General features: G+C 70.9%; 20 protein-coding genes, 1 tRNA gene and 1 pseudogene. 14 read left to right on the top strand and 8 right to left on the bottom strand.

From position 1 onward, the window contains the following. The coding region (locus BST11_RS24505) for a PE family protein (RefSeq protein ID WP_244897769.1) at window positions 1-763 on the bottom strand (763 nt) is incomplete at its 3' end. On the opposite strand from BST11_RS24505, the gene BST11_RS28750 reads away from it, so the two are divergent. Beyond that, window positions 672-926, top strand: a complete 255-nt coding sequence (locus BST11_RS28750; RefSeq protein WP_244897770.1) for a hypothetical protein — start codon at window positions 672-674, stop codon at window positions 924-926. The genes BST11_RS24505 and BST11_RS28750 overlap by 92 nt on opposite strands. Window positions 927-977: 51 nt before the next feature. On the opposite strand, the gene glgB is transcribed toward BST11_RS28750, so the two are convergent. Continuing rightward, window positions 978-3,173: a 1,4-alpha-glucan branching protein GlgB gene (gene glgB, locus BST11_RS24500; RefSeq protein ID WP_083140833.1), complete on the bottom strand. Its 2,196-nt coding sequence runs from the start codon at window positions 3,171-3,173 to the stop codon at window positions 978-980. 6 nt (window positions 3,174-3,179) lie between these two features. Further along, entirely contained in the window at window positions 3,180-5,279 is a 2,100-nt protein-coding gene (locus BST11_RS24495) for an alpha-1,4-glucan--maltose-1-phosphate maltosyltransferase (RefSeq protein ID WP_083140832.1), read from the bottom strand. Window positions 5,280-5,545: 266 nt separating this feature from the next. On the opposite strand from BST11_RS24495, the gene glgP reads away from it, so the two are divergent. Continuing rightward, on the top strand, window positions 5,546-8,170 hold the full coding sequence (gene glgP, locus BST11_RS24490; RefSeq protein ID WP_083140831.1) for an alpha-glucan family phosphorylase: 2,625 nt from the start codon (window positions 5,546-5,548) through the stop codon (window positions 8,168-8,170). A gap of 92 nt (window positions 8,171-8,262) precedes the next feature. Here glgP and BST11_RS24485 read toward each other — a convergent pair whose 3' ends face one another. Both BST11_RS24485 and BST11_RS24480 read right to left on the bottom strand, forming a co-directional pair. Continuing rightward, on the bottom strand, window positions 8,263-10,260 hold the full coding sequence (locus BST11_RS24485; protein WP_083140835.1) for an ATP-dependent DNA helicase: 1,998 nt from the start codon (window positions 10,258-10,260) through the stop codon (window positions 8,263-8,265). A 20-nt stretch (window positions 10,261-10,280) separates the two neighbouring features. Then, window positions 10,281-11,588, bottom strand: a complete 1,308-nt coding sequence (locus tag BST11_RS24480; protein ID WP_083140830.1) for a nicotinate phosphoribosyltransferase — start codon at window positions 11,586-11,588, stop codon at window positions 10,281-10,283. A gap of 55 nt (window positions 11,589-11,643) precedes the next feature. On the opposite strand from BST11_RS24480, the gene clpS reads away from it, so the two are divergent. The 11 genes from clpS to rdgB all read left to right on the top strand — a co-directional run bounded on the left by clpS (window position 11,644) and on the right by rdgB (window position 19,021). After that, window positions 11,644-11,949: an ATP-dependent Clp protease adapter ClpS gene (gene clpS, locus BST11_RS24475; RefSeq protein ID WP_067316655.1), complete on the top strand. Its 306-nt coding sequence runs from the start codon at window positions 11,644-11,646 to the stop codon at window positions 11,947-11,949. Between the two features lie 25 nt (window positions 11,950-11,974). Further along, entirely contained in the window at window positions 11,975-12,559 is a 585-nt protein-coding gene (gene aosR / locus BST11_RS24470) for an oxidative stress transcriptional regulator AosR (RefSeq protein WP_083140829.1), read from the top strand. Then, window positions 12,556-13,623 (top strand): P1 family peptidase, encoded by a 1,068-nt coding sequence (locus tag BST11_RS24465; RefSeq protein ID WP_083140828.1) that lies wholly within the window; start codon window positions 12,556-12,558, stop codon window positions 13,621-13,623. The genes aosR and BST11_RS24465 overlap by 4 nt, the downstream gene beginning before the upstream one ends. Before the next feature lie 8 nt (window positions 13,624-13,631). Further along, complete coding sequence (locus tag BST11_RS24460) at window positions 13,632-14,048, top strand: M67 family metallopeptidase (RefSeq protein ID WP_083140827.1); 417 nt, start codon at window positions 13,632-13,634, stop codon at window positions 14,046-14,048. Continuing rightward, window positions 14,045-14,317, top strand: a complete 273-nt coding sequence (locus BST11_RS24455) for a MoaD/ThiS family protein (RefSeq protein ID WP_083140826.1) — start codon at window positions 14,045-14,047, stop codon at window positions 14,315-14,317. The genes BST11_RS24460 and BST11_RS24455 overlap by 4 nt, the downstream gene beginning before the upstream one ends. Then, window positions 14,318-15,289 (top strand): cysteine synthase, encoded by a 972-nt coding sequence (locus BST11_RS24450; RefSeq protein ID WP_083140825.1) that lies wholly within the window; start codon window positions 14,318-14,320, stop codon window positions 15,287-15,289. It begins immediately after the preceding gene. Beyond that, window positions 15,280-15,933 carry a rhomboid family intramembrane serine protease gene (locus BST11_RS24445; protein WP_083140824.1) on the top strand — a complete coding sequence of 218 codons (654 nt, stop codon included), beginning with the start codon at window positions 15,280-15,282 and terminating at the stop codon, window positions 15,931-15,933. Before BST11_RS24450 ends, BST11_RS24445 begins: the two co-directional genes overlap by 10 nt. After that, entirely contained in the window at window positions 15,930-16,757 is an 828-nt protein-coding gene (gene murI, locus BST11_RS24440) for a glutamate racemase (protein ID WP_083140823.1), read from the top strand. The genes BST11_RS24445 and murI overlap by 4 nt, the downstream gene beginning before the upstream one ends. A 73-nt stretch (window positions 16,758-16,830) precedes the next feature. Then, entirely contained in the window at window positions 16,831-17,613 is a 783-nt protein-coding gene (locus tag BST11_RS24435) for a cyclic nucleotide-degrading phosphodiesterase (RefSeq protein WP_083140822.1), read from the top strand. A 23-nt stretch (window positions 17,614-17,636) separates the two neighbouring features. Next, on the top strand, window positions 17,637-18,416 hold the full coding sequence (rph, locus tag BST11_RS24430) for a ribonuclease PH (protein WP_083140821.1): 780 nt from the start codon (window positions 17,637-17,639) through the stop codon (window positions 18,414-18,416). Then, window positions 18,413-19,021 (top strand): RdgB/HAM1 family non-canonical purine NTP pyrophosphatase, encoded by a 609-nt coding sequence (rdgB, locus tag BST11_RS24425; protein ID WP_083140834.1) that lies wholly within the window; start codon window positions 18,413-18,415, stop codon window positions 19,019-19,021. Before rph ends, rdgB begins: the two co-directional genes overlap by 4 nt. 175 nt (window positions 19,022-19,196) lie before the next feature. Here the strand turns inward: rdgB and BST11_RS24420 are convergent, their stop codons facing one another. Beyond that, window positions 19,197-19,538: a DUF3817 domain-containing protein gene (locus BST11_RS24420; RefSeq protein WP_083140820.1), complete on the bottom strand. Its 342-nt coding sequence runs from the start codon at window positions 19,536-19,538 to the stop codon at window positions 19,197-19,199. Beyond that, on the bottom strand, window positions 19,535-19,927 hold the full coding sequence (locus BST11_RS24415) for a hypothetical protein (RefSeq protein WP_083140819.1): 393 nt from the start codon (window positions 19,925-19,927) through the stop codon (window positions 19,535-19,537). Before BST11_RS24415 ends, BST11_RS24420 begins: the two co-directional genes overlap by 4 nt. Before the next feature lie 61 nt (window positions 19,928-19,988). Between BST11_RS24415 and BST11_RS24410 the strand changes: the two genes are divergently transcribed. Continuing rightward, window positions 19,989-20,072: transfer RNA gene (locus tag BST11_RS24410), tRNA-Leu, on the top strand. Between the two features lie 19 nt (window positions 20,073-20,091). Here BST11_RS24410 and BST11_RS27710 read toward each other — a convergent pair. Beyond that, window positions 20,092-21,251: pseudogene (locus BST11_RS27710) on the bottom strand (PE family protein); the annotation flags it as partial.

Below are 21,251 nucleotides of genomic sequence, written 5' to 3'. Positions count from 1 at the left end.
TGCCCCCGTCGTCGCCCGCGGCCCCGCCGGCCCCACCGGTGCCACCGGCGGCGAACAGCCCGCCTGCTCCGCCGGCTCCGCCGTTTCCGCCGGAGATGCCCACCCCACCGTGTCCGCCGGCGCCGCCGACGCCGAACAGCCCGCCGGCGCCACCGGCGCCGCCCACGCCGCCGGCCCCGGCATCGTCGCCTGCTATTCCGCCGTACCCGCCGACACCGCCGCCCCCCCACAGCAGGCCGCCGCGGCCGCCGGCCCCGCCGGCCGCACCGTTGCCCGTGGTCGTGATGGCGGCGCCGCCCACTCCACCGGGCCCGCCGGTGCCGAACAGCCCCGCGGGCCCGCCGGGGCCGCCGGGCTGGCCGGGCCCGCCGGACCCGCCGGCGCCACCGTTGCCGATCAACAGCCCGCCGGCCTGGCCGGCCGCCCCGCTGCCCGACGGCGCGTTGGCCCCGTTGCCGATCAGCGGGCGCCCCAGCAGGAGCTCGGTGGGCGTGTTTATCGCGCCGAGCAGTTGCTGCTCAACGGCCTGCAGCGGCGTCACGTTGGCGGCCTCGGTGGCGGCGTAGGACGCCCCGCCCGCGCTCAGCGCCGCCACGAACTGCGAATGGAAGGCCTCCACCTGGGCGCTGATTGCCTGGTACTCCTGGGCGTGCGAGGAAAACAGCGCGGCGATGCTCACGGACACCTCGTCGGCGGCCGCGGCCACCACGCCGGTCGTCGGAGCCGCCGCGCTCGTGGTCGCCGTGCTGATTGTCGAGCCGATACTGGCTAAATTCGATGCCGCCGCCGAAACAGTTTCAGGGATCGCGAATACGAATGACATCCGTCGCCTCCAGCAGCAAATTCAGTTGCCGATGGTGACCGGGCTGCGATCACCATCGGTATCGATTAGGCAGCGAATCATAGCGCGACGCGAGCCCATGTAAATAGATTACAAGGGAAATTGTTATCTAATTTCGCGAACTTATGGATGCTCCCTATTCGGGTTCGAACCACAACGCCGAGGTAGGCGGCAGGACCATTACCGCCGAGGCGGGCCGGCCGTGCCACGGGTCTTCGGTGGCGTCGACGCCGCCCAAGTTGCCGATTCCCGCGCCGTTGTAGGCCGTCGCATCGGTGTTGAGCACCTCGCGCCAGCGCCCGGCGGCCGGCAGGCCCAGCCGGTAGCCGCTGTGCTCGGAGCCCGCGAAATTGAATACGCAGGCCATTACCGATCCGTCTTTGCCGTATCGCAGGAAGCTCAGCACGTTGTTGGCGGAGTCGTTGGCGTCGATCCAGGAATAGCCGTCAGGAATGGTGTCCTGGCTCCACAGCGCGGGGCGGCTCCGGTAGATCTGATTGATGTCGTGCACGAGGCGCAGAACACCGTTGGAAAAACCCTGTTCGTCGAGCTGCCACCAATCCAGGCCACGTTCCTCGGACCACTCGGCGCGCTGGCCGAATTCCTGGCCCATGAATAACAATTGCTTGCCCGGATGCGCCCATTGATAGGCGAGCAGGCTGCGCAGGCCGGCGGCTTTGACATGGTTGTTGCCCGGCATCCGCCCCCACAGCGTGCCCTTGCCGTGCACCACCTCGTCGTGGCTGAGCGGCAGCACGTAATTCTCGCTGAACGCGTACAGCATCGAGAAGGTCATCTCGTGGTGGTGGAAGCTGCGGTAGATCGGGTCGCGGCTGAGGTAGTCGAGGGTGTCGTGCATCCAGCCCATGTTCCACTTCATCGAGAACCCAAGGCCGCCGAGGTTGGTCGGCCGCGTGACGCCGGGCCACGACGTGGACTCCTCGGCGATGGTGACGATCCCGGGCGCGGCTTTGTGGGCCGTGGCGTTCATCTCCTGCAGGAACTGCACCGCCTCCAGGTTCTCCCGCCCGCCGTAGATGTTCGGCGTCCAGCCGCCCTCGGAACGCGAGTAGTCCAGGTAGAGCATCGACGCGACGGCGTCCACCCGCAGGCCGTCGACGTGGTACTCCTCGAGCCAGTACAACGCGTTGGCCACCAGGAAGTTGCGCACTTCGGCGCGGCCGAAATCGAACACGTAAGTGCCCCAATCGAGTTGCTCGCCGCGCGTGGGGTCGGCGTGCTCGTAGAGCGGGGTGCCGTCGAAGCGGCCCAGCGCCCAGGCGTCCTTCGGGAAGTGCGCCGGCACCCAGTCCACGATGACGCCGATCCCGGCCCGGTGCAGCGCGTCGACCAGCGCCCGAAAGTCGTCCGGCGTGCCGAACCGCGAGGTCGGGGCGTAGTACGAGGTGACCTGGTATCCCCACGACCCGGCGAACGGGTGCTCGGCGACCGGCAGCAGCTCGACATGGGTAAACCCGTGCTCCACGACGTAGTCGGTCAGTTCGCGGGCGAGTTGGCGGTAGCTGAGCCCCGGGCGCCACGACCCCAGGTGGACCTCGTAGGTGGACATCGGCTCGAACACCGGGTTGCGCTGCGCGCGACGCGCCATCCAGTCGGCGTCCTCCCAGGTGTAGTCGCTGTGTGTCACCCGCGATGCGGTGTGTGGCGGCACCTCGGTGGCGAAGGCGAACGGGTCGGCCCGCTCGGTCAGCACACCGTCGGCGCCGTGCACGCGAAACTTGTACAGCCCGCCGATCGGGAAACCGGGCCAGAACAGCTCCCACACCCCGGAGGAGCCGAGCACCCGCATGGGCGCCTCGCTGCCGGTCCAGCCGTTGAACTCGCCGATCAGGCTGACGCCCTTGGCGTTGGGAGCCCAGACGGCGAACGACACCCCGTTTACGACGCCGTCGGCGGTGGTGAACGAGCGGGGATGGGCGCCGAGGACCTCCCAGAGTCGCTCGTGGCGGCCCTCGTTGAACAGATGGAGGTCGACGTCGCCCAGGGTGGGCAGGAAGCGGTAGGCGTCGGCCACGACGAAGGGCTCGGAACCCTCGTAGGTCACCTCCAGGCGGTAATCGATCAGGTTGACGAACGGCAGCGCGACGGCGAACAGACCGGAGTCGATGTGCCGCAACGGGAACCGGTCGGACCCGACGAGCGCGACCACCTCGCGCGCGTGCGGGCGGAACGCCCGGATGACGGTGTGGTCGCCGTACTCATGGGCGCCCAGGATGCCGTGCGGGTTGTAGTGCGCGCCGGCCACCAGGCGCGCCACGTCGGCCGGGTCGGGCGCCAGGTCTAACCCAGCGAGTTCGTCGGTTCGGCTCACAGCCGGTCACCTCCTACGCAGCAGCGTGATCCGGGATTCGTACGGTACGAGCGGCATGTTGATGATGTGCGCGACCGCCTGCGCCGGGTCGAGGCGAATGTAATTCGATTGCCCCCATTGGAATTCCTGTCCGGTGATCTCGTCGCGAACCCAAAACCTCTCATAGGGCTCCATACCCAATGCCTCCACGTCCAACCACAGCGTCGCCTCCTCGGCACCGAACGCGTTGAGCGTCACCACCACCAACACGCAGTCGCCGGTGGCGGGGTCGAACTTGCTGTAGGCCAGCAGCGCGTCGTTGTCCACACCGTGGAAGTGGATCGTACGCAGCTGCTGCAGGGCGGGATGCAGGCGGCGAATCGTGTTGAGCTGCTTGATGAACGGTTCGAGCGATCGGCCCTCGGCGAGGGCCGCCGCGAAGTCACGCGGACGCAGTTCGTACTTTTCGGAGTTCAGGTACTCCTCGCTGCCCTCGCGCACCGGGCGGTGCTCGAACAGCTCGTAGCCCGAGTAGACCCCCCAGGCCGGACCCATCGTCGCCGCCAGCACCGCGCGGATGGCGAACATGCCCGGGCCGTTGTGCTGCAGCACCGCGTGCAGGATGTCGGGGGTATTGACGAACAGGTTAGGCCGGCGAAAGTCCGCCAGGGCGGCGATGTCATCGCCGAATTCGGTCAGTTCCCACTTGGCCGTCCGCCACGTGAAGTAGGTGTAGGACTGGGTGAAGCCGAGCTTGGCCAGCCCGTACTGGCGGACCGGCGGAGTGAAGGCCTCGGACAGGAACAGCACGTCGGGGTCGACGGCTTTGACCTGGCCGATCAGCCAGGCCCAGAAGTCGGGCGGCTTGGTGTGTGGGTTGTCGACGCGAAAGAACTTGACGCCGTGGTCCATCCAGTGCCGGACCACCCGCAGCACCTCGTCGTAGAGGCCGGCGGGGTCGTTGTCGAAGTTGATCGGGTAGATGTCCTGATATTTCTTCGGCGGGTTTTCGGCGTAGGCGATGGTGCCGTCCGGCAACTCGGTGAACCACTCGCGGTGTTCACGGACCCATGGATGGTCCGGGGTGCATTGCAGCGCCAGGTCCAGCGCCACCTCGAGACCCAAATCGCGTGCGGCGGAAACGAAGTCGTCGAAGTCGTCGATCGTGCCCAGCGCGGGGTGGACAGCATCGTGGCCGCCCTCGTCGCTGCCGATCGCCCACGGCGATCCGACGTCTCCGGGGGCGGCGGACGGGGAGTTGTTGCGCCCCTTGCGGTGCACCCTGCCGATCGGGTGGATCGGCGGCAGGTAGACGACGTCGAAGCCCATGTCCGCGATCCGCGGCAGTTGCGCGGCCGCCGTGGCGAAGGTGCCGTGCACCGGCTTGCCGTTCGCGTCCCACCCGCCCGTCGAGCGGGGGAACATTTCGTACCACGCGCCGAAGCGGGCCAGCGGTCGGTCGACCCACACCCCGAACTGTTCGCCGCGGGTGACCAGGTCGCGCAGCGGATGTTCGGCCAGGATCTCCTCGATCTGGGGAGCCAGCGCAAGCGCGGTGCGGGTGACCGGGTCGCCGGGGGTGCGCAGCGCCTCGGCCGCCACCAGCAGCGGTTCGCGCCGCGCCCGCGGCACCCCTGCCGCGGCGCGCTCGAACAGCGCGGCCCCGACCAAAAGGTCGTTGGACAGCTCCGTCTCGCCCTGGCCGGCGTCCAGCTTGGCGACCAGCCCGTGGCGCCAGGATGCGATGGGGTCGCCCCACCCGTCGACGCGAAAGGTCCACAGCCCGACGCGATCGGGGGTGAACACCCCGTGGAACACGTACGGTTCCAAACCCTCCGTCATCGGAAGCAGCTGGGGCTTGGCGCGCGCCTCGGCGGCCTTGCCGTCCAGCGCGGGCGAGGGGCGCGCTGGCGCCTGCACGGCCCTGATGCGCCGTGCCTCCGTCACCTGCGGATAGCGCGGTCCCTGGTAGCGCACCACGAGGGTCGCGGCGACCGCCTCGTGGCCCTCTCGCCACACCGCGGCGCTGACCGGAACCATCTCACCGACGACGGCCTTGGCCGGATACGCGCCGCAGGAGACGACGGGCTGGACGTTGTCGATCTCGATACGACCGGGCACAACCACTCCTCCTCGGCCCGCTCCGCGGACCGCATCGTCACCGTCGGTTTCGATGTCTCCGATTGTGTGCGGCCAAACCGCGGAGTGCTGCGTTGCGGAATGCCTCTCGTCTCAGAAACTTCCTGTCGTGGGGACTTCCTGACTGGGGCGCATCGGTGGGCCCCAATTACTGACCGATACCCACCCTAGTGTCCGGTCACACACCGCCGCTGGCCGAAAGCGACGCTCACATCGCCATGCGCGCGTCGGAATCCTCAGTAAGGTAGAGACGCGTGAAAGCCCTCCGCCGGTTTACGGTCCGAGCTCATCTGCCCGAGCGTCTCGCCGCGCTGGACCAGCTGTCGAACAACCTGCGGTGGTCATGGGACAAGCCGACCCAGGATCTGTTCGAGACCATCGAGCCCGCCCTGTGGGAGCGGTGCAGCCGCGATCCGGTCGCCCTGCTGGGCGCGGTGAAACCGGCCCGGCTCGACGAGCTGGCGCTCGACGAAGGGTTCCTGGGCCGCCTCGATGAACTGGCGGCCGACCTCAACGACTACTTGACCCGTCCGCTGTGGTACCAGCAGCGCCAGCAGGCGGGTGTGCCGGTGCCCACCTCGATCGCGTACTTCTCGATGGAGTTCGGCGTCGCCGAGGTGCTGCCCAACTATTCGGGCGGCCTGGGCATCCTCGCGGGCGACCACCTGAAATCCGCCTCGGATCTGGGGGTGCCGCTCATCGCGGTGGGGCTGTATTACCGCTCCGGGTATTTCCGGCAGTCGCTGACCGCCGAGGGGTGGCAGCACGAGACCTACCCGTCGCTGGACCCGCAGGGGCTGCCGCTGCGGCTGCTCACCGACGCGACCGGCGAGCCGGCCCTCGTCGAGCTGAACCTGCCCGACTCCGCGCAGCTGCGGGCGCGGATCTGGGTCGCGCAGGTCGGCCGGGTTCCGCTGCTCCTGCTGGATTCCGACGTCCCCGAGAACGAGCACGACCTGCGCGGCGTCACCGACCGCCTCTACGGCGGCGACCAGGAACACCGGATGCGCCAGGAGCTGCTGGCCGGCATCGGCGGGGTAAGGGCGATCCGCGCGTTCACCGCCATCGAGGGGCTGCCCGCGCCCGAGGTGTGGCACATGAACGAGGGGCATGCCGGCTTCCTCGGCGCCGAACGCATCCGCGAGCTGATCACCGAATCCGGGCTGGACTTCGACGCCGCGCTGACCGTCGTGCGGTCGTCGACCGTGTTCACCACCCATACCCCGGTGGCCGCGGGCATCGACCGCTTCCCGGTGGGCATGGTGCGGCTCTACTTCGACGGCGCCGTCGATGACGACAGCGACGCGGACCGGGACGTCGAGGGCGGGCCGGTCCTGCTCCCGGGCGTGCCGACGGACCGGATCCTGGCCCTCGGCGCCGAGGACGACCCGACCAAGTTCAACATGGCTCACATGGGCCTCCGGCTGGCGCAACGGGCCAACGGCGTCTCGCTGCTGCACGGCCGGGTCAGCCGGGCCATGTTCAACGAGCTGTGGCGGGGATTCAACGCCGACGAGGTGCCGATCGGCTCGATCACCAACGGGGTTCACGCTCGCACCTGGGCGGCCCCGCAGTGGTTGCAGCTGGGCCGCGAACTGGCCGGGTCGGACTCGTTCGGCGATCCGGGTGTGTGGCTGCGCCTGAAGGAGGTCGACGCGGGCCACCTGTGGTGGATCCGCTCGCAACTGCGGGCGCTGCTGGTCGAGGACGTCCGGGTGCGGTTGCGCCGATCGTGGTTGGAGCGTGGCGCGTCGGATGCCGAATTGGGTTGGATCGCAACGGCTTTCGATCCCAATGTGCTGACGGTCGGGTTCGCCCGGCGGGTGCCGACCTACAAGCGCCTGACGCTGATGCTGCGCGATCCCGCCCGGCTCGAACAGCTCCTGCTCAACGAGGAAAGGCCGATCCAGCTCATCGTCGCCGGAAAGTCGCACCCCGCCGACGACGGAGGCAAGGCGCTGATCCAGCAGGTGGTGCGGTACGCCGACCGGCCCGAGGTGCGCCACCGCATCGCGTTTCTGCCCGACTACGACATGTCCATGGCCCGGTTGCTGTATTGGGGCTGCGACGTCTGGCTGAACAACCCGCTGCGGCCGCTGGAGGCCTGCGGCACCTCGGGGATGAAGAGCGCGCTCAACGGCGGGCTGAACCTGTCCATCCGCGACGGCTGGTGGGACGAATGTTATGACGGCGAAAACGGTTGGGAGATACCGTCCGCCGACGGTCTGTCCGACGAGGGCCGCCGCGACGACCTGGAAGCCGGCAAGCTCTACGACCTGCTGGAAGAGGCGGTGGCGCCGAAGTTCTACGAGCGCGACGAGCACGGGGTGCCCCCGCGCTGGATCGAGATGGTGCGCCACACCCTGCAGACGCTGGGCCCCAAGGTGCTGGCGTCGCGGATGGTGCGTGACTACGTCGAGGACTACTACACGTCGGCGGCCCAGTCGCTGCGCAGCACCGTCTCGGCGCCCGAGGGCGGAGCTGAGTTCGATGCCGCGCGCGAACTGGCCGCCTATCGGGCGCGCGCCGAGCGGGCCTGGCCGAAGATCGACATCACCGACGTCGACAGCACCGGCCTGCCCGACACCCCGGTGCTGGGGTCGAAGCTCACCCTGACCGCGACGGTGCAACTGGGCGGGCTGGCGCCCGACGAGGTCACGGTCCAAGCGGTGGTGGGCCGGGTGGACGCCGGCGACGCGCTGCTCGAACCGCTCACCGTCGACATGTCGTACACCGGCACCGCCGAGGGCGGCAATCAGGTTTTTTCGACGACGATGTCCCTGCCGTTGGCGGGCACGGTCGGGTACACGGTGCGCGTGCTGCCGCGCCACCCGATGCTTGCCGACGCCAACGAGCTGGGCCTGGTCACGCTGGCCTGATCGTTCCGCCCGTCGTCCCGCGACACATCGACCACGCACAAGACGCGCCGCACTGGTGTGCCCTGATTCATGTCCGGCGCAAACAAGGCGATTCAGGCGCGCAGCCGCCGCAGCGCCGCGCGGACCTGTTCGCCGTCGGTGGTCTGCCAATACGGCGGCAGCGACGCGCGCAGGTAGCTTCCGTAGCGCGCCGTCACCATCCGGGAGTCCAGCACCGCGACGACGCCGCGGTCGTCGATGCGGCGCAGCAACCGACCCGATCCCTGCGCGAGCAGCAGCGCGGCGTGGCTTGCGGCGACGGCCATGAAGCCGTTGCCGCCGCGCGCGGCCACCGCGCGTTGCCGCGCGCCCAGCAGCGGGTCGTCGGGCCGGGGGAACGGGATGCGGTCGATGAGCACCAGCGACAGCGACGGCCCCGGCACGTCGACGCCCTGCCACAGCGACAGGGTGCCGAACAACGAGGTCTCCTCGTCGGCGCTGAACTGCTCGACCAGCGCCGACGTGCTGTCGTCGCCCTGACACAGCACCGGCGTCGTCAGCCGCCCGCGCATCGCCTCTGCGGCGGCCCGCGCGGCCCGCATCGACGAGAACAGCCCCAGCGTGCGCCCGCCGGCGGCGGTGACGAGCTCGGCGATCTCGGTGAGCTGCTCGGCCGAGCCGGTGCCATCGCGGCCCGGCGGCGGCAAATGCGCCGCCACGTAGAGGATTCCGGCCTTGGCGTGCTGGAACGGCGACCCGACGTCGAGCCCGCGCCAGGGTTGCCCGTCGGCGGAGCCGGCCAGGCCCCAGGCCGCGGCCATCGCGTCGAACGACCCGCCGATCGAAAGCGTCGCCGAGGTCAGCACCGTCGTCGAACGCGAGAACACCTCCTCGCGCAGCAGGTCGGCGACCGACAGCGGCGCCACCCGCAACACCGGCCGCACCGAGCCCCGGTTGTCCTCGTGATCGAGCCACACCACGTCGGTGCGGTCCGGGATGGCCGGGCCGAACGAGGCCAGGATCCGCGACGCGGTCTCCGAGATTTCACTCAGCGCCGCAACGGCTTCGGCGCGCGCCGCGGCCGCCTTCGTGTCGCTGGTGGTATCGATCGCCGACCGCGCGGCGCCGGCCACGTCGCGTAGCGCGGTCAGGTAGGTGGCCATCTCCTCGTCGAGGCGGTCGATGCGGCCGGGCCGGGCGTCGTGGATGGCCGCGGCGAAGTTGGCCGTCGTCGCCTCCAGCCGCTGGGTCAGCTCGGGATCAACCAGCCGGGTGATGCGCCGAGCCACGACGCCGAGCGCGGCCGATGTCAGCTCCGCGGTGGCCACCGACGTCACCCGGTCCACCAACTCGTGTGCCTCGTCGACCACCAGCAGCCCGTGCTCGGGCAGCACCGCCGATTCGGCGACGGCGTCGATGGCCAGCAGCGCGTGGTTGGTGACGACGACATCGGCGGCGCCGGCCAGGCCGCGGGCCCGTTCGGAGAAGCACTCGGAGCCGAACGGGCAGCGCGCCACGCCCAGGCATTCCCGCGCCGAGACGCTCACCTGCGACCAGGACCGGTCCGGCACGCCGGGCTTCAGGTCGTCGCGATCGCCGGTGTCGGTCGTCGACGCCCAGGCGGTGAGCCGCTGCACGTCGCGGCCCAGCGCGGTGGCCGCCACCGGGTCGAAGAGCTCCTCCTGCGGCCCCTCGTCGTCCGGACCATCATCGGCGTCCCCACCCGCGGTGTTACCGTGAATCTTGTTCAGGCACAGGTAATTTCGCCGCCCCTTCAGCAGCGCGAAGCGCGGCCGCCGGGGCAGCGCGCCGACCAGCGAGTCGGCCAGCCGGGGCAGGTCGCGATCGACGAGCTGCCGCTGCAGCGCGATCGTCGCCGTCGACACGACGACGGGCGATTCGTCGGCGAGCGCGCGGACGACGGCGGGGACCAGATAGGCCAGCGACTTGCCGGTGCCGGTGCCCGCCTGCACGACGAGGTGCTCCCCGGTGTCGAAGGCCCGCTCGACCGCACCGGCCATCTCCACCTGGCCGGGGCGCTCGTTGCCGCCGAGCGCGGCCACCGCGGTGGCCAGCAGCTCATCCACGGACAAAGACGCGGATTCGGGCACGTCGTAGACCGTAGCGAAAATCACCGCCGGACTTGTGTCGTCGGGATCGCGGGCTCGCCGTTCGACAAGTTCAGGCCCTCCCACGGCAGGCTGCGCAGCCCCGCCGCCGCCAGATCGCGCGCCGCCGCCAGGTCCGCGCAAGACACCACCTCGCCGCCGCGCACCAGCGGCGTCGTCAGCACCCGGCACGGTTCGGTGGTCTGCGGTGCGCGGCCCGCCGGGTGGACAACCTCCTCGGTGATCGTGCCGGTCGGGCGCGCCAGGCGCAGCGCCTCCTTGCGACCGCCGCGGGATTCCTTGTGGCTGCTGCGCTTTTGCACCGGCATGCCGTCGACTTCGACCAGCTTGTAGACCATGTTCGCGGTCGGGGCGCCGGATCCGGTCACCAGTGACGTGCCGACGCCGTAGCTGTCCACCGGCTCGGCGCGCAGCGCGGCGATGCCGAACTCGTCGAGGTCGCCGGACACCACGATGCGGGTCTGCGTGGCTCCCAGCCCGTCGAGTTGCTCGCGCACCTGACGGGCGAGCACGCCGAGCTCGCCGGAGTCGATGCGCACGGCGCCCAGCGCGGTGCCGCCGGCGGCCACCGCGTTGGCCACGCCGGCGGTCACGTCGTAGGTGTCGACCAGCAGCGTGGTGCCGGTGCCCAGCGCGTCGACCTGGGCGCGGAACGCCGCCAGCTCCGACGCTTCCGCGGGGGAGTCGGGCCGGGCGTGCAGCATGGTGAACGCGTGCGCGGCCGTGCCCTCCGCAGGTATCCCGTATCGGCGCTGGGCCTCCAGGTTGGACGAGGCGGCGAAGCCGGCGATATAGGCGGCGCGGGCGGCCGCGACCGCCGCCCGTTCGTGGGTTCGGCGCGAGCCCATCTCGATCAGCGGGCGTTCCCCTGCCGCGCTGACCATGCGCGCCGCCGCCGACGCGATCGCCGTGTCGTGGTTGAAGATGGACAACGCCAGGGTTTCGATCACGATACATTCGGCGAAGCTGCCCGTCACCGACAGCACCGGCGACCCGGGGAAGTACAGCTCGCCCTCGGCGTAGCCGTCGATGTCGCCGCAGAACCGGTACTCGCGCAGATAGTCGACGGTCTCGGGGTCGAGAAATCCGGCCAGCAATTCGCACGCGTCGTCGTCGAACCTGAACTGCGGCAACGCTTCCAGGAGCCGGCCGGTCCCCGCGACCACGCCGTAGCGGCGGCCGTCGGGGAGCCGGCGGGCGAACAGTTCGAACGTGGTGCGCCGGCCCGCGGTGCCGTCCCGCAGCGCCGCCGCAAGCATGGTCAGCTCGTACTTGTCGGTCAGCAGCCCGGCCAGGACCGGCTCGTTCATTCCGCAACGGTAACGGCCGGCTGCGGCGGCCACGAGCCTCGGTATCCTGGAGGCCATGGTTGTTGCGTCAGCGCCCACCAAACCGGGCACGACCGGGCAACGCGAGTCGGCTCCCGTGGAGGTCACGGCAAGCCCGTGGGTCACCATCGTCTGGGACGACCCGGTCAACCTGATGACTTATGTGACGTATGTCTTTCAGAAGCTGTTCGGCTACAGCGAGCCGCACGCGACCAAACTGATGCTCCAGGTGCACAACGAAGGTAAGGCCGTGGTCTCGGCGGGCAGCCGGGAATCCATGGAAGTCGACGTGTCCAAGCTGCACGCCGCCGGTTTGTGGGCAACGATGCAGCAGGACCGTTGAGGTTCGAGGCCGTTCGGGATTTTTTGTGCGCAAATGGAAGCGCGTCGAGACCGCCAACGGTCCCCGTTTTCGGTCCGGCTTGGCCGCGCATGAGGCCGCGCTGCTGCAGAACCTCGTCGGCGCGATGATCGGCCTGCTCGACGAGCGCGAATCGTCCGCGCCGGCAGACGAACTCCACGACATCACCGGCATCAAGACCGGACACAGCGAACCGCCGCGCGATCCGACGCTGCGCCGGCTGCTACCGGATTTCCACCAGGCCGACGACCCCGAGTCGGACGACGACGGCGCGGACAGGCTCAACGCCGCGCTGCGCAGTCTGCGCGAGCCGGAGATCATCGACGCCAAACGCGCTGCGGCGAAACAACTTCTGGATACCGTTCCGCAGGGCGGCGGCCGCTTCGAGCTGACCGAGGAGGAGGCGAACGCCTGGATCGCGGCGGTCAACGACATCCGGTTGACGCTGGGGGTCATGCTCGACATCGGCCCACAGGGCCCGGAACGCCTGCCGGCCGACCATCCGCTGGCGGTGCACCTCGACGTTTACCAGTGGCTGACCGTGTTGCAGGAATACCTGGTCCTGGCGCTGATGCGGAAGCCGGCCGAATGAACTCCATCACCGACGTCGGGGGCATCCGCGTCGGGCACTGCCACAAACTCGACCCCGACGCGTCGTTGGGCGCCGGCTGGGCGTGCGGCGTCACCGTGGTGCTCACCCCGCCCGGGACCGTCGGCGCCGTCGACTGTCGCGGCGGGGCGCCCGGCACCCGCGAGACCGACCTGCTCGACCCCGCCAACACCGTGCGGTTCGTCGACGCCGTGCTGATCGCCGGCGGCAGCGCCTTCGGCCTGGCCGCCGCGGACGGCGTCATGCGCTGGCTGGAGCAGCGGGAACGCGGGGTGGGCACCGACGGCGGCGTGGTGCCCATCGTGCCGGGCGCGGTGATCTTCGACCTGCCCGTCGGCGGCTGGGACCGCCGCCCGACCGCCGATTTCGGTTACCAGGCCTGCGAGGCCGCGAGCGCCGACGGCGCGGCCGCGGTCGGCACCGTCGGCGCGGGCGTGGGGGCGCGCGCCGGGGCGCTCAAGGGCGGTCTCGGGACCGCGTCCGTGACTTTGACGACGCCGGCCGCTCCCGGTGTCACCGTCGGCGCGATCGTCGCGGTGAACTGCGCCGGCGACGTCGCCGACCGCGCCACCGGCCTGCCGTGGATGGCCGACCTGATCACCGAGTTCGACCTCACGGCGCCCCCGGCCGACCAGGTCGACGCGTTCGCGCGGCTGCCCTCGGCGCTGAATCCGCTGGACAGCCCGCTGAACACGACGGTCGCGGTGGTCGCCACCGACGCCGCGCTGACCCCGGCCGCGTGCCGGCGGGTGGCGATCGCCGCCCACGACGGGCTGGCCCGCACCATCCGCCCGGCACACACGCCGCTGGACGGCGACGCGGTGTTCGCGCTCGCCACCGGCGCCGTCGAGGTGGCGCCGCCGGCGGGCGCGCAACCGGCGCCCGCCGCGTTCTCACCCGAGACCGGGCTGGTCACGGAGATCGGCGCGGCGGCCGCGGATTGCCTGGCCCGCGCGGTGCTGGCCGGGGTGTTCGCCGCGGAATCGGTGGCCGGAATACCCACCTACCGCGACGTGTTGCCCGGGGCATTCCGGAAAAGGGGGTAGCGGCCGACGTGCTGGTGATCCGCGCCGACCTCGTCGAGGCGATCGTCGCCCACGCGCGCCGCGACCATCCCGACGAGGCGTGCGGGGTGCTGGCCGGCCCGGAGGGCTCCGACCGACCCGAGCGGCACATCCCGATGACCAACGCCGAACGCTCGCCGACGTTCTACCGCTTCGACTCCCACGAGCAGCTCAAGGTGTGGCGGGGGATGGAAAACGCCGACGAGGCGCCCGTCGTCGTCTATCACTCGCACACCGCGACCGAGGCCTACCCGAGCCGCACCGACGTGAACCTGGCCTCCGAACCGGACGCCCACTACGTGCTGGTGTCCACCCGCGACCCGGCCCGCCACGAGCTGCGCAGCTACCGCATCGTCGACGGAGCCGTCACCGAAGAACCCGTCCACATCGTCGAGGAGTACTCGTGAGCGTCACCGTGTCCATCCCGACCATCCTGCGGCCCCACACCGGCGGCGAGAAGCGCGTCTCGGCCAGCGGCGACACGCTCGGCGCGGTCATCGACGACCTGGAGGCCAACTACTCCGGGATCTCCGAGCGCCTGCTCGATGGCGGCACGCTGCACCGCTTCGTCAACATCTACGTCAACGACGAGGACGTGCGGTTCTCCGGCGGCCTGGACACCACGGTCGCCGACGGCGACTCGGTCACCATCCTGCCCGCCGTGGCGGGCGGGTGAATGAGCCGACACGCGTCACTGCTGCAGGCCCTCGGCAACACCCCGCTGGTCGGCCTGCCACGGCTGTCGCCGCGGTGGGATGACGGCCGCGACGGGCCGCACGTGCGGTTGTGGGCCAAGCTCGAGGACCGCAACCCGACGGGCTCGATCAAGGACCGGCCGGCGCTGCGGATGATCGAACGGGCCGAGCAGGACGGGCTGCTGTCGCCCGGCGCGACGATCCTCGAGCCGACCAGCGGAAACACTGGGATCTCGCTGGCGATGGCCGCCCGGCTCAAGGGCTACCGCCTGATCTGCGTGATGCCCGAGAACACGTCGGTGGAACGCCGCCAGCTGCTGGAGCTCTACGGCGCGCAGATCATCTTCTCCCCGGCCGAGGGCGGCTCCAACACGGCCGTGGCCACGGCCAAGGAGCTGGCGTCGGCCAACCCGTCGTGGGTGCTGCTGTACCAGTACGGCAACCCCGCCAACACCGACGCGCACTACCGCGGCACCGGCCCCGAGCTGCTCGCCGACCTGCCGGAGATCACCCACTTTGTCGCCGGCCTCGGCACCACCGGCACCCTGATGGGCACCGGGCGGTTCCTGCGCGAGCGCGTCCCCGATGTCAAGATCGTGGCCGCCGAGCCCCGCTACGGCGAGGGCGTGTACGCGCTGCGCAACATCGACGAGGGCTTCGTGCCGGAGCTGTACGACCCGGACGTGCTGGCCGCCCGATACTCCGTCGGCGCGGCCGACGCCGTGCGCCGCACTCGCGAGCTGGTGGACGCCGAGGGGATCTTCGCGGGCATCTCGACCGGCGCCGTGCTGCACGCCGCGCTGGGTCTGGGCCAGAAGGCGCTGACGTCCGGTGAGCGCGCCGACATCGCCTTCGTGGTCGCCGACGCCGGCTGGAAGTACCTGTCCACCGGGGCCTATGCCGGTAGCCTGGACGAGGCCGAAACGGCTCTGGAAGGGCAACTATGGGCATGAGCGCGCCGACGAGGTCGAAGAAGCGACCCGAATGGATGGTCGGCGGGGCGACCATCCTCACGTTCGTGGCGTTGCTGTACGTCATCGAGCTCGTCGACCAGCTCCTGCACCACTCGCTGGACCGCAATGGCATCAGGCCGCTGGAGGCCGACGGGCTGTGGGGCATCATCTGGGCGCCCTTCCTGCACGGGAGCTGGACGCACCTGTTCGCCAACACGGTGCCCGCCCTGGTGCTTGGCTTCCTGATGACGCTGGCCGGCATGTCACGGTTCGTCTGGGCGACCGCGATCGTGTGGATCGTCGGCGGCTTCGGCACCTGGCTCATCGGCAACTGGGACACCTGCCGCTTCGAGTCCGACCACATCGGCGCTTCGGGCCTGATTTTCGGCTGGCTGACATTCCTGATCGTCTTCGGGATATTCGTGCGCCGGTTCTGGGACATCGTCACCGGCCTGGTGGTGCTGTTCGCCTACGGCGGCATCCTGGTCAGCGCCGTCCCGGTCCTCGACAGGTGCGGCGGTGTGTCCTGGCAGGGGCACCTGTGCGGCGCGCTGGCCGGCGTGCTGGCGGCGTACGTGCTGTCGGGCCCGGAGCGCAAGGCCCGCGCGACGAAGAAGGCCGGCGCGCGGCGGACCAAGGCATGAGTTCGCCGTTGGCGCCCGTCGGGGTCTTCGACTCCGGCGTCGGGGGACTGACCGTCGCGCGCGCGATCATCGACCAGCTGCCCGACGAGGACATCGTCTACGTCGGTGACACCGCCAACGGCCCGTACGGTCCGCTCAGCATTCCCGAGGTCCGCGCGCACGCGCTGGCCATCGGCGACGACCTCGTCGCCCGCGGCGTCAAGGCGCTGGTGATCGCCTGCAACACGGCGTCGGCGGCCTGCCTGCGCGACGCCCGGGAGCGCTACGACGTGCCCGTCGTCGAGGTGATCCTGCCGGCGGTGCGCCGCGCCGTCGTCACGACCCGCAACGGGCGCATCGGCGTCATCGGCACGCGGGCGACCATCGACTCCCACGCCTACCAGGACGCGTTCGCCGCCGCCCGCGACACCGAGATCACCGCGGTGGCCTGCCCGCGCTTCGTCGACTTCGTCGAGCGCGGGGTGACCAGCGGGCGTCAGGTGCTCGGGCTGGCCGAGGGCTACCTCGAGCCGCTGCAGCGCGCGCAGGTCGACACCCTTGTGCTCGGCTGCACGCACTACCCGCTGCTGTCCGGGCTGATCCAGCTGGCGATGGGCGAGGACGTCACGCTGGTGTCGAGCGCGGAGGAAACCGCCAAGGAGGTGCTGCGCGTGCTCACCGAGCGGGACCTGCTGCGCCCGCACCCCGACGATCCGGGTGCCGCCCCGCCCTCGCGCGTGTTCGAGGCCACCGGCGACCCGGACGCGTTCACCAAACTGGCGGCGCGATTCCTGGGTCCGGCGGTCACCGGCGTCCAACCCGTGCAGCACTCCCGCGTGCGATGACCGCGCGGGGGCCATTCCGATCGCACCAAAGCGGCCATGTTTTCTCCATCGTTGCATCGGGCATGGCACAGTAGTGTCCGTGCGAATAACCGTGCTCGGCTGCTCGGGCAGCGTGGTCGGTCCGGATTCGCCGGCATCGGGTTATCTACTTCGGGCGCCTGATACCCCGCCTCTGGTACTCGACTTCGGTGGCGGCGTGCTCGGCGCGTTGCAGCGCTTCGCCGACCCCGGTTCGGTGCACATTTTGCTGTCGCATCTGCACGCCGACCATTGCCTGGATCTGCCGGGCCTGTTCGTGTGGCGCCGCTACCACCCGTCGCGCCCGCTGGGCAAGGCGTTGTTGTACGGCCCCAGCGACACCTGGTCCCGGCTGGGCGCCGCGTCGTCGCCCTACGGCGGCGAGATCGACGACTGCTCCGACATCTTCGACATCCGTCACTGGGTCGACGGCGAGCCGGTGACGTTCGGTGCGCTCACGGTGGTGCCGCGGGTGGTGGCGCACCCCACCGAGTCGTATGGCCTGCGGATCACCGACCCCAGCGGCGCCTCGTTCGTCTACAGCGGCGACACCGGGCCGTGCGATCAGCTCGTCGAGCTGGCCCGCGGCGCCGACGTGTTTCTCTGCGAGGCATCCTGGACCCACGCGCCGGACCGCCCATCCGCGCTGCATTTGTCCGGGACGCAGGCCGGCCAGGCCGCCGCTGAGGCCGGCGTCCACGAGCTGCTGCTGACCCACATCCCCCCGTGGACCTCGCGCGAGGACGTGATCAGCGAGGCCAAGGCCGAGTTCGACGGCCCGGTGCACGCGGTGGTGTGCGGGGAGACGTTCGACGTCCGCCGCTCCGAAAGGGTCTGAGCGCGCGGCGCTAGGGTTGCGTCGTGTCCAAACGAGAAGACGGCCGCCTTGACGACGAGCTCCGCCCCGTGGTCATCACCCGCGGATTCACGGAGCACCCGGCCGGTTCGGTACTGGTCGAATTCGGTCACACCAAGGTCATGTGCACCGCCAGCGTCACCGAGGGGGTGCCGCGCTGGCGCAAGGGATCGGGCCTGGGGTGGCTGACCGCGGAATACGCCATGCTGCCGTCGGCCACCCACACGCGCTCCGACCGCGAATCGGTGAAGGGCCGGCTGAGCGGGCGCACGCAGGAGATCAGCCGCCTGATCGGCCGGTCGCTGCGGGCGTGCATCGACCTCGCGGCGTTGGGGGAGAACACGATCGCCGTCGACTGCGACGTGCTGCAGGCCGACGGCGGCACCCGCACCGCGGCCATCACCGGCGCCTACGTCGCGCTGGCCGACGCGGTGACCTACCTCTCGGCCGCGGGCAAGCTCTCGGACCCGCGGCCGCTGTCGTGTGCGATCGCGGCGGTCAGTGTCGGCGTCGTCGACGGGCGCATCAGGGTCGATCTGCCCTACGAGGAGGATGCGCGCGCCGAGGTCGACATGAACGTCGTCGCCACCGACACCGGGACGCTGGTCGAGGTCCAGGGCACGGGCGAGGGCGCGACGTTTCCGCGCTCGACGCTGGACAAGCTGCTCGACGCCGCGCTGGCCGCCTGCGATCAGTTGTTCGCCGCCCAGCGTGCGGCGCTGGAGCTGCCGTACCCCGGGGTGCTGCCCGAGCGGCCGGCGCCGTCGAAGGCGTTCGGCAGCTGACCCGCCTGCTGGTCGCCAGCCGCAACACGAAAAAGCTGGCCGAGCTGCGCCGGGTGCTCGACGGTGCCGGCCTGTCGCGGGTGACGCTGGTGTCGCTCGACGACCTGCCGCCGTTCGAGGAGGCGCCCGAGGCGGGCCCGACCTTCGAGGACAACGCGCTGGCCAAGGCGCGGGACGCGTTCGCCGCGACGGGGCTGGCCGCGGTGGCCGACGACTCGGGCCTGGAGGTGGCCGCCTTGAACGGCATGCCGGGCGTGCTGTCGGCGCGCTGGTCCGGCAACCACGGCGACGACGCCGCCAACACCGCGCTGCTGCTGGCGCAGTTGCGCGACGTGCCCGACGCGCGGCGCGGCGCCGCGTTCGTGTCGGCCTGCGCGCTGGTCTGGGGGCCGGGCGAGGCGGACGAGACGGTCGTCCGCGGCGAGTGGCCCGGGACGATCGCGCGGGAGCCGCGCGGCGAGGGCGGGTTCGGCTACGACCCGGTGTTCGTCCCGTCCGGAAGCGACCGCACCGCGGCGCAGCTGAGCCCGGCGGAAAAGGACGCGGTGTCCCATCGCGGCCGCGCGCTGGCGCTGCTGGTGCCGGCGCTGCGGGAGCTCGGGTGAGCCTTCGACGGCACCAGCCACACCGGTCACACCAGTCCCGGCCGCCGAACGTGTGACCTCTTGCCCACCTCAGAGCGACACCTGCTGTGCGACGCCAGTTGTCGCTCAGAGGCGGGCAAACAGAGTGCCGCCGGCGACGCACGTGGCGGTGTGACCGCAGGCGCCTGGTCGACCGCTACAGCCCGAAGCGCGCCTTGACGTCTCTGCTCTGGAAGTGCTCGACGATGATGCCCAGCAGCGGGATGGTGCCGGACAGCAGCACGCCGATGGTCTTGGCGATCGGCCAGCGCACCTTGATCGCCAGATTGAACGCCGCGAGCACGTAGACGAAATAGACCCAGCCGTGCACCACCTCGATCCAGCGGATCTCGTGGTGGAAGGCCACGTGCGAGACGATCTCGTAGCACAGCGCGATCAGCCAGATGCCCGTCGTCCACGCCATGACCCGGTAGGCGAGCAATGCGGTGCGGATCTTCTCGGCGGGAACGACCGGTGCCGGTGTCTCGGGTGGGGTCATGCGGTTGTCCTGTTCTCCTTCTCGGCATCTTTCTTGGCGAGCTCGGCGAGGTAGGCGTTGTACTCCCGCAGCGCGGGATCGTCGGGTGGCGGCTGTATCGGCTGGGGCCGCTCCGGAAGCAGCCCGGCGGGTATCTCGGTCATCTCGCCGGTGTTGCGCGGCGGTGGTGGCTCCTCTTCGTAGCGCACGAACTTGCGGTACGCGTAAACGCAGAACCAGGCGAACAGCGGCCACTGCAGCGCGTAGCCCAGGTTCTGGAAGGTGCCCGAGGCCGACTGGAACCGCGTCCACTGCCACCAGCCCAGCGCCAGGCAGCCGCACGCCGCGACGATCACCAAGGCGACCAGCGCGGGCCTGCGACGACGGCCGCGGGAAGGCTCAGTGGGCACCCCTCGAACCTACCGCCACCGACCGCTCCTGCGGCATCGTGAGCGGTACGATCGGCACGCTGCGGGCGTGGTGAAATTGGCAGACACGCCGGTTTTAGGTGCCGGTGCTCGTGAGAGCTTGAGGGTTCGAGTCCCTCCGCCCGCACCGATGCCCCGCCCGGGTGCTAGTTGCCGCCGGTGCCGCCCTCGCCGCCGGTGGCGGTGCCGTCGCCAGCACTGATGACCACGGCACCGCCGCCGCCGCCACCACCGCCTGCGCCCGGGATATTTTGCACAAAGCCGCCGCCGTTGCCGCCGGTGCCGCCGCCGCTTTCGGCGCCGTTGTTACCGGCAAAGGCCTGGCCGAAGATGCTGCCGCCGGCGCCACCGGCGCCGCCGGCGATCGTGGTGGCAGCGCCCCCGGTGCCGCCGGTGCCGCCGCGGCTGAGCAGGCCAGTGCCGCCGCCGCCACCGCCGCCACCGGCGGCGTCGACGGCGGAGGCGGCGGTCCCGGCGACGGCGCCGCCCGTGCCGCCGACGCCGCCGGTGTTGGGGGCGCCAAGCACGCTTGCGCCTGTGCCGCCGGTGCCGCCGGTGATCGCGGTGGCGCCGACGTTGACGGCGGCACCGCCGCCACCACCGCCACCGTCACCGCCTAACGCCACCGAGTAGGGGCCGCCGCCCTGACCGCCGCCGCCGCCGGTGCTGGTGACGTCGAGGCCGGCGCTCGGATCGATTATTTCGGCGCCGCCTCCCTTACCGCCGGTGCCGCCGCTGCCGCCCTGGACGCCTCCGCCCCCGGCGCCACCGCCGCCGCCCCCACCACCGGCAATGGCGCCGCTGGTGGTGGTGGTGAGGACTCCGTCGCCGCCGTCGCCGCCGTTGCCGCCATTGCCGCCGTGGAAGGCGGCGCCGCCGGTGCCGCCGTTGCCGCCCGTGCCGCCGACGGCGCCGGTGAAGCTGGCGGCGCCGCCGTCGCCGCCGTCCCCGCCGTTGCCGCCGGTGCAGGAGAAATTGTTGGTGCCGCCGTTGCCGCCGTCGCCGCCGTTGCCGCCGTTGCCGTTGAGGGCACCGGCGATGCCGGCGGCGCCGCCGTTGCCGCCCTTGCCGCCGTCGCCGCCGTGAACGCCGTAGCCACCCGCACCACCGTTCCCCCCGTCGCCGGCGAGGGCGCCGGTGACGCTGGTGGTGCCGCCGTCGCCGCCAGTGCCGCCGGTGCCGCCGTCGCCGCTGGCGCCCGTGCTGCCGCCGAGCGAGCCGGCGCCGTTACCGCCTGCCCCGCCGTTACCGCCCTGACCACCGCCACCGCCGTTGCCGCCGGTGCAGGAGAAATTGTTGGTGCCGC

Origin of the sequence: Mycobacterium alsense (assembly GCF_002086635.1) — a bacterium.
Taxonomy (GTDB): domain Bacteria; phylum Actinomycetota; class Actinomycetes; order Mycobacteriales; family Mycobacteriaceae; genus Mycobacterium; species Mycobacterium alsense.
This window is presented reverse-complemented; position numbering and strand designations above follow the sequence as displayed.

What these genes read in the sequence shown, in the direction of transcription:
- BST11_RS28750 (WP_244897770.1), top strand. Translation starts at nt 672, where the DNA reads ATGCTCACGGACACCTCGTCGGCGGCCGCGGCCACCACGCCGGTCGTC.
- BST11_RS24480 (WP_083140830.1), bottom strand. Translation starts at nt 11,588, where the DNA reads ATGAACGAGCCGGTCCTGGCCGGGCTGCTGACCGACAAGTACGAGCTG.
- clpS (WP_067316655.1), top strand. Translation starts at nt 11,644, where the DNA reads ATGGTTGTTGCGTCAGCGCCCACCAAACCGGGCACGACCGGGCAACGC.
- BST11_RS24465 (WP_083140828.1), top strand. Translation starts at nt 12,556, where the DNA reads ATGAACTCCATCACCGACGTCGGGGGCATCCGCGTCGGGCACTGCCAC.
- BST11_RS24450 (WP_083140825.1), top strand. Translation starts at nt 14,318, where the DNA reads ATGAGCCGACACGCGTCACTGCTGCAGGCCCTCGGCAACACCCCGCTG.
- BST11_RS24445 (WP_083140824.1), top strand. Translation starts at nt 15,280, where the DNA reads ATGGGCATGAGCGCGCCGACGAGGTCGAAGAAGCGACCCGAATGGATG.
- murI (WP_083140823.1), top strand. Translation starts at nt 15,930, where the DNA reads ATGAGTTCGCCGTTGGCGCCCGTCGGGGTCTTCGACTCCGGCGTCGGG.
- BST11_RS24420 (WP_083140820.1), bottom strand. Translation starts at nt 19,538, where the DNA reads ATGACCCCACCCGAGACACCGGCACCGGTCGTTCCCGCCGAGAAGATC.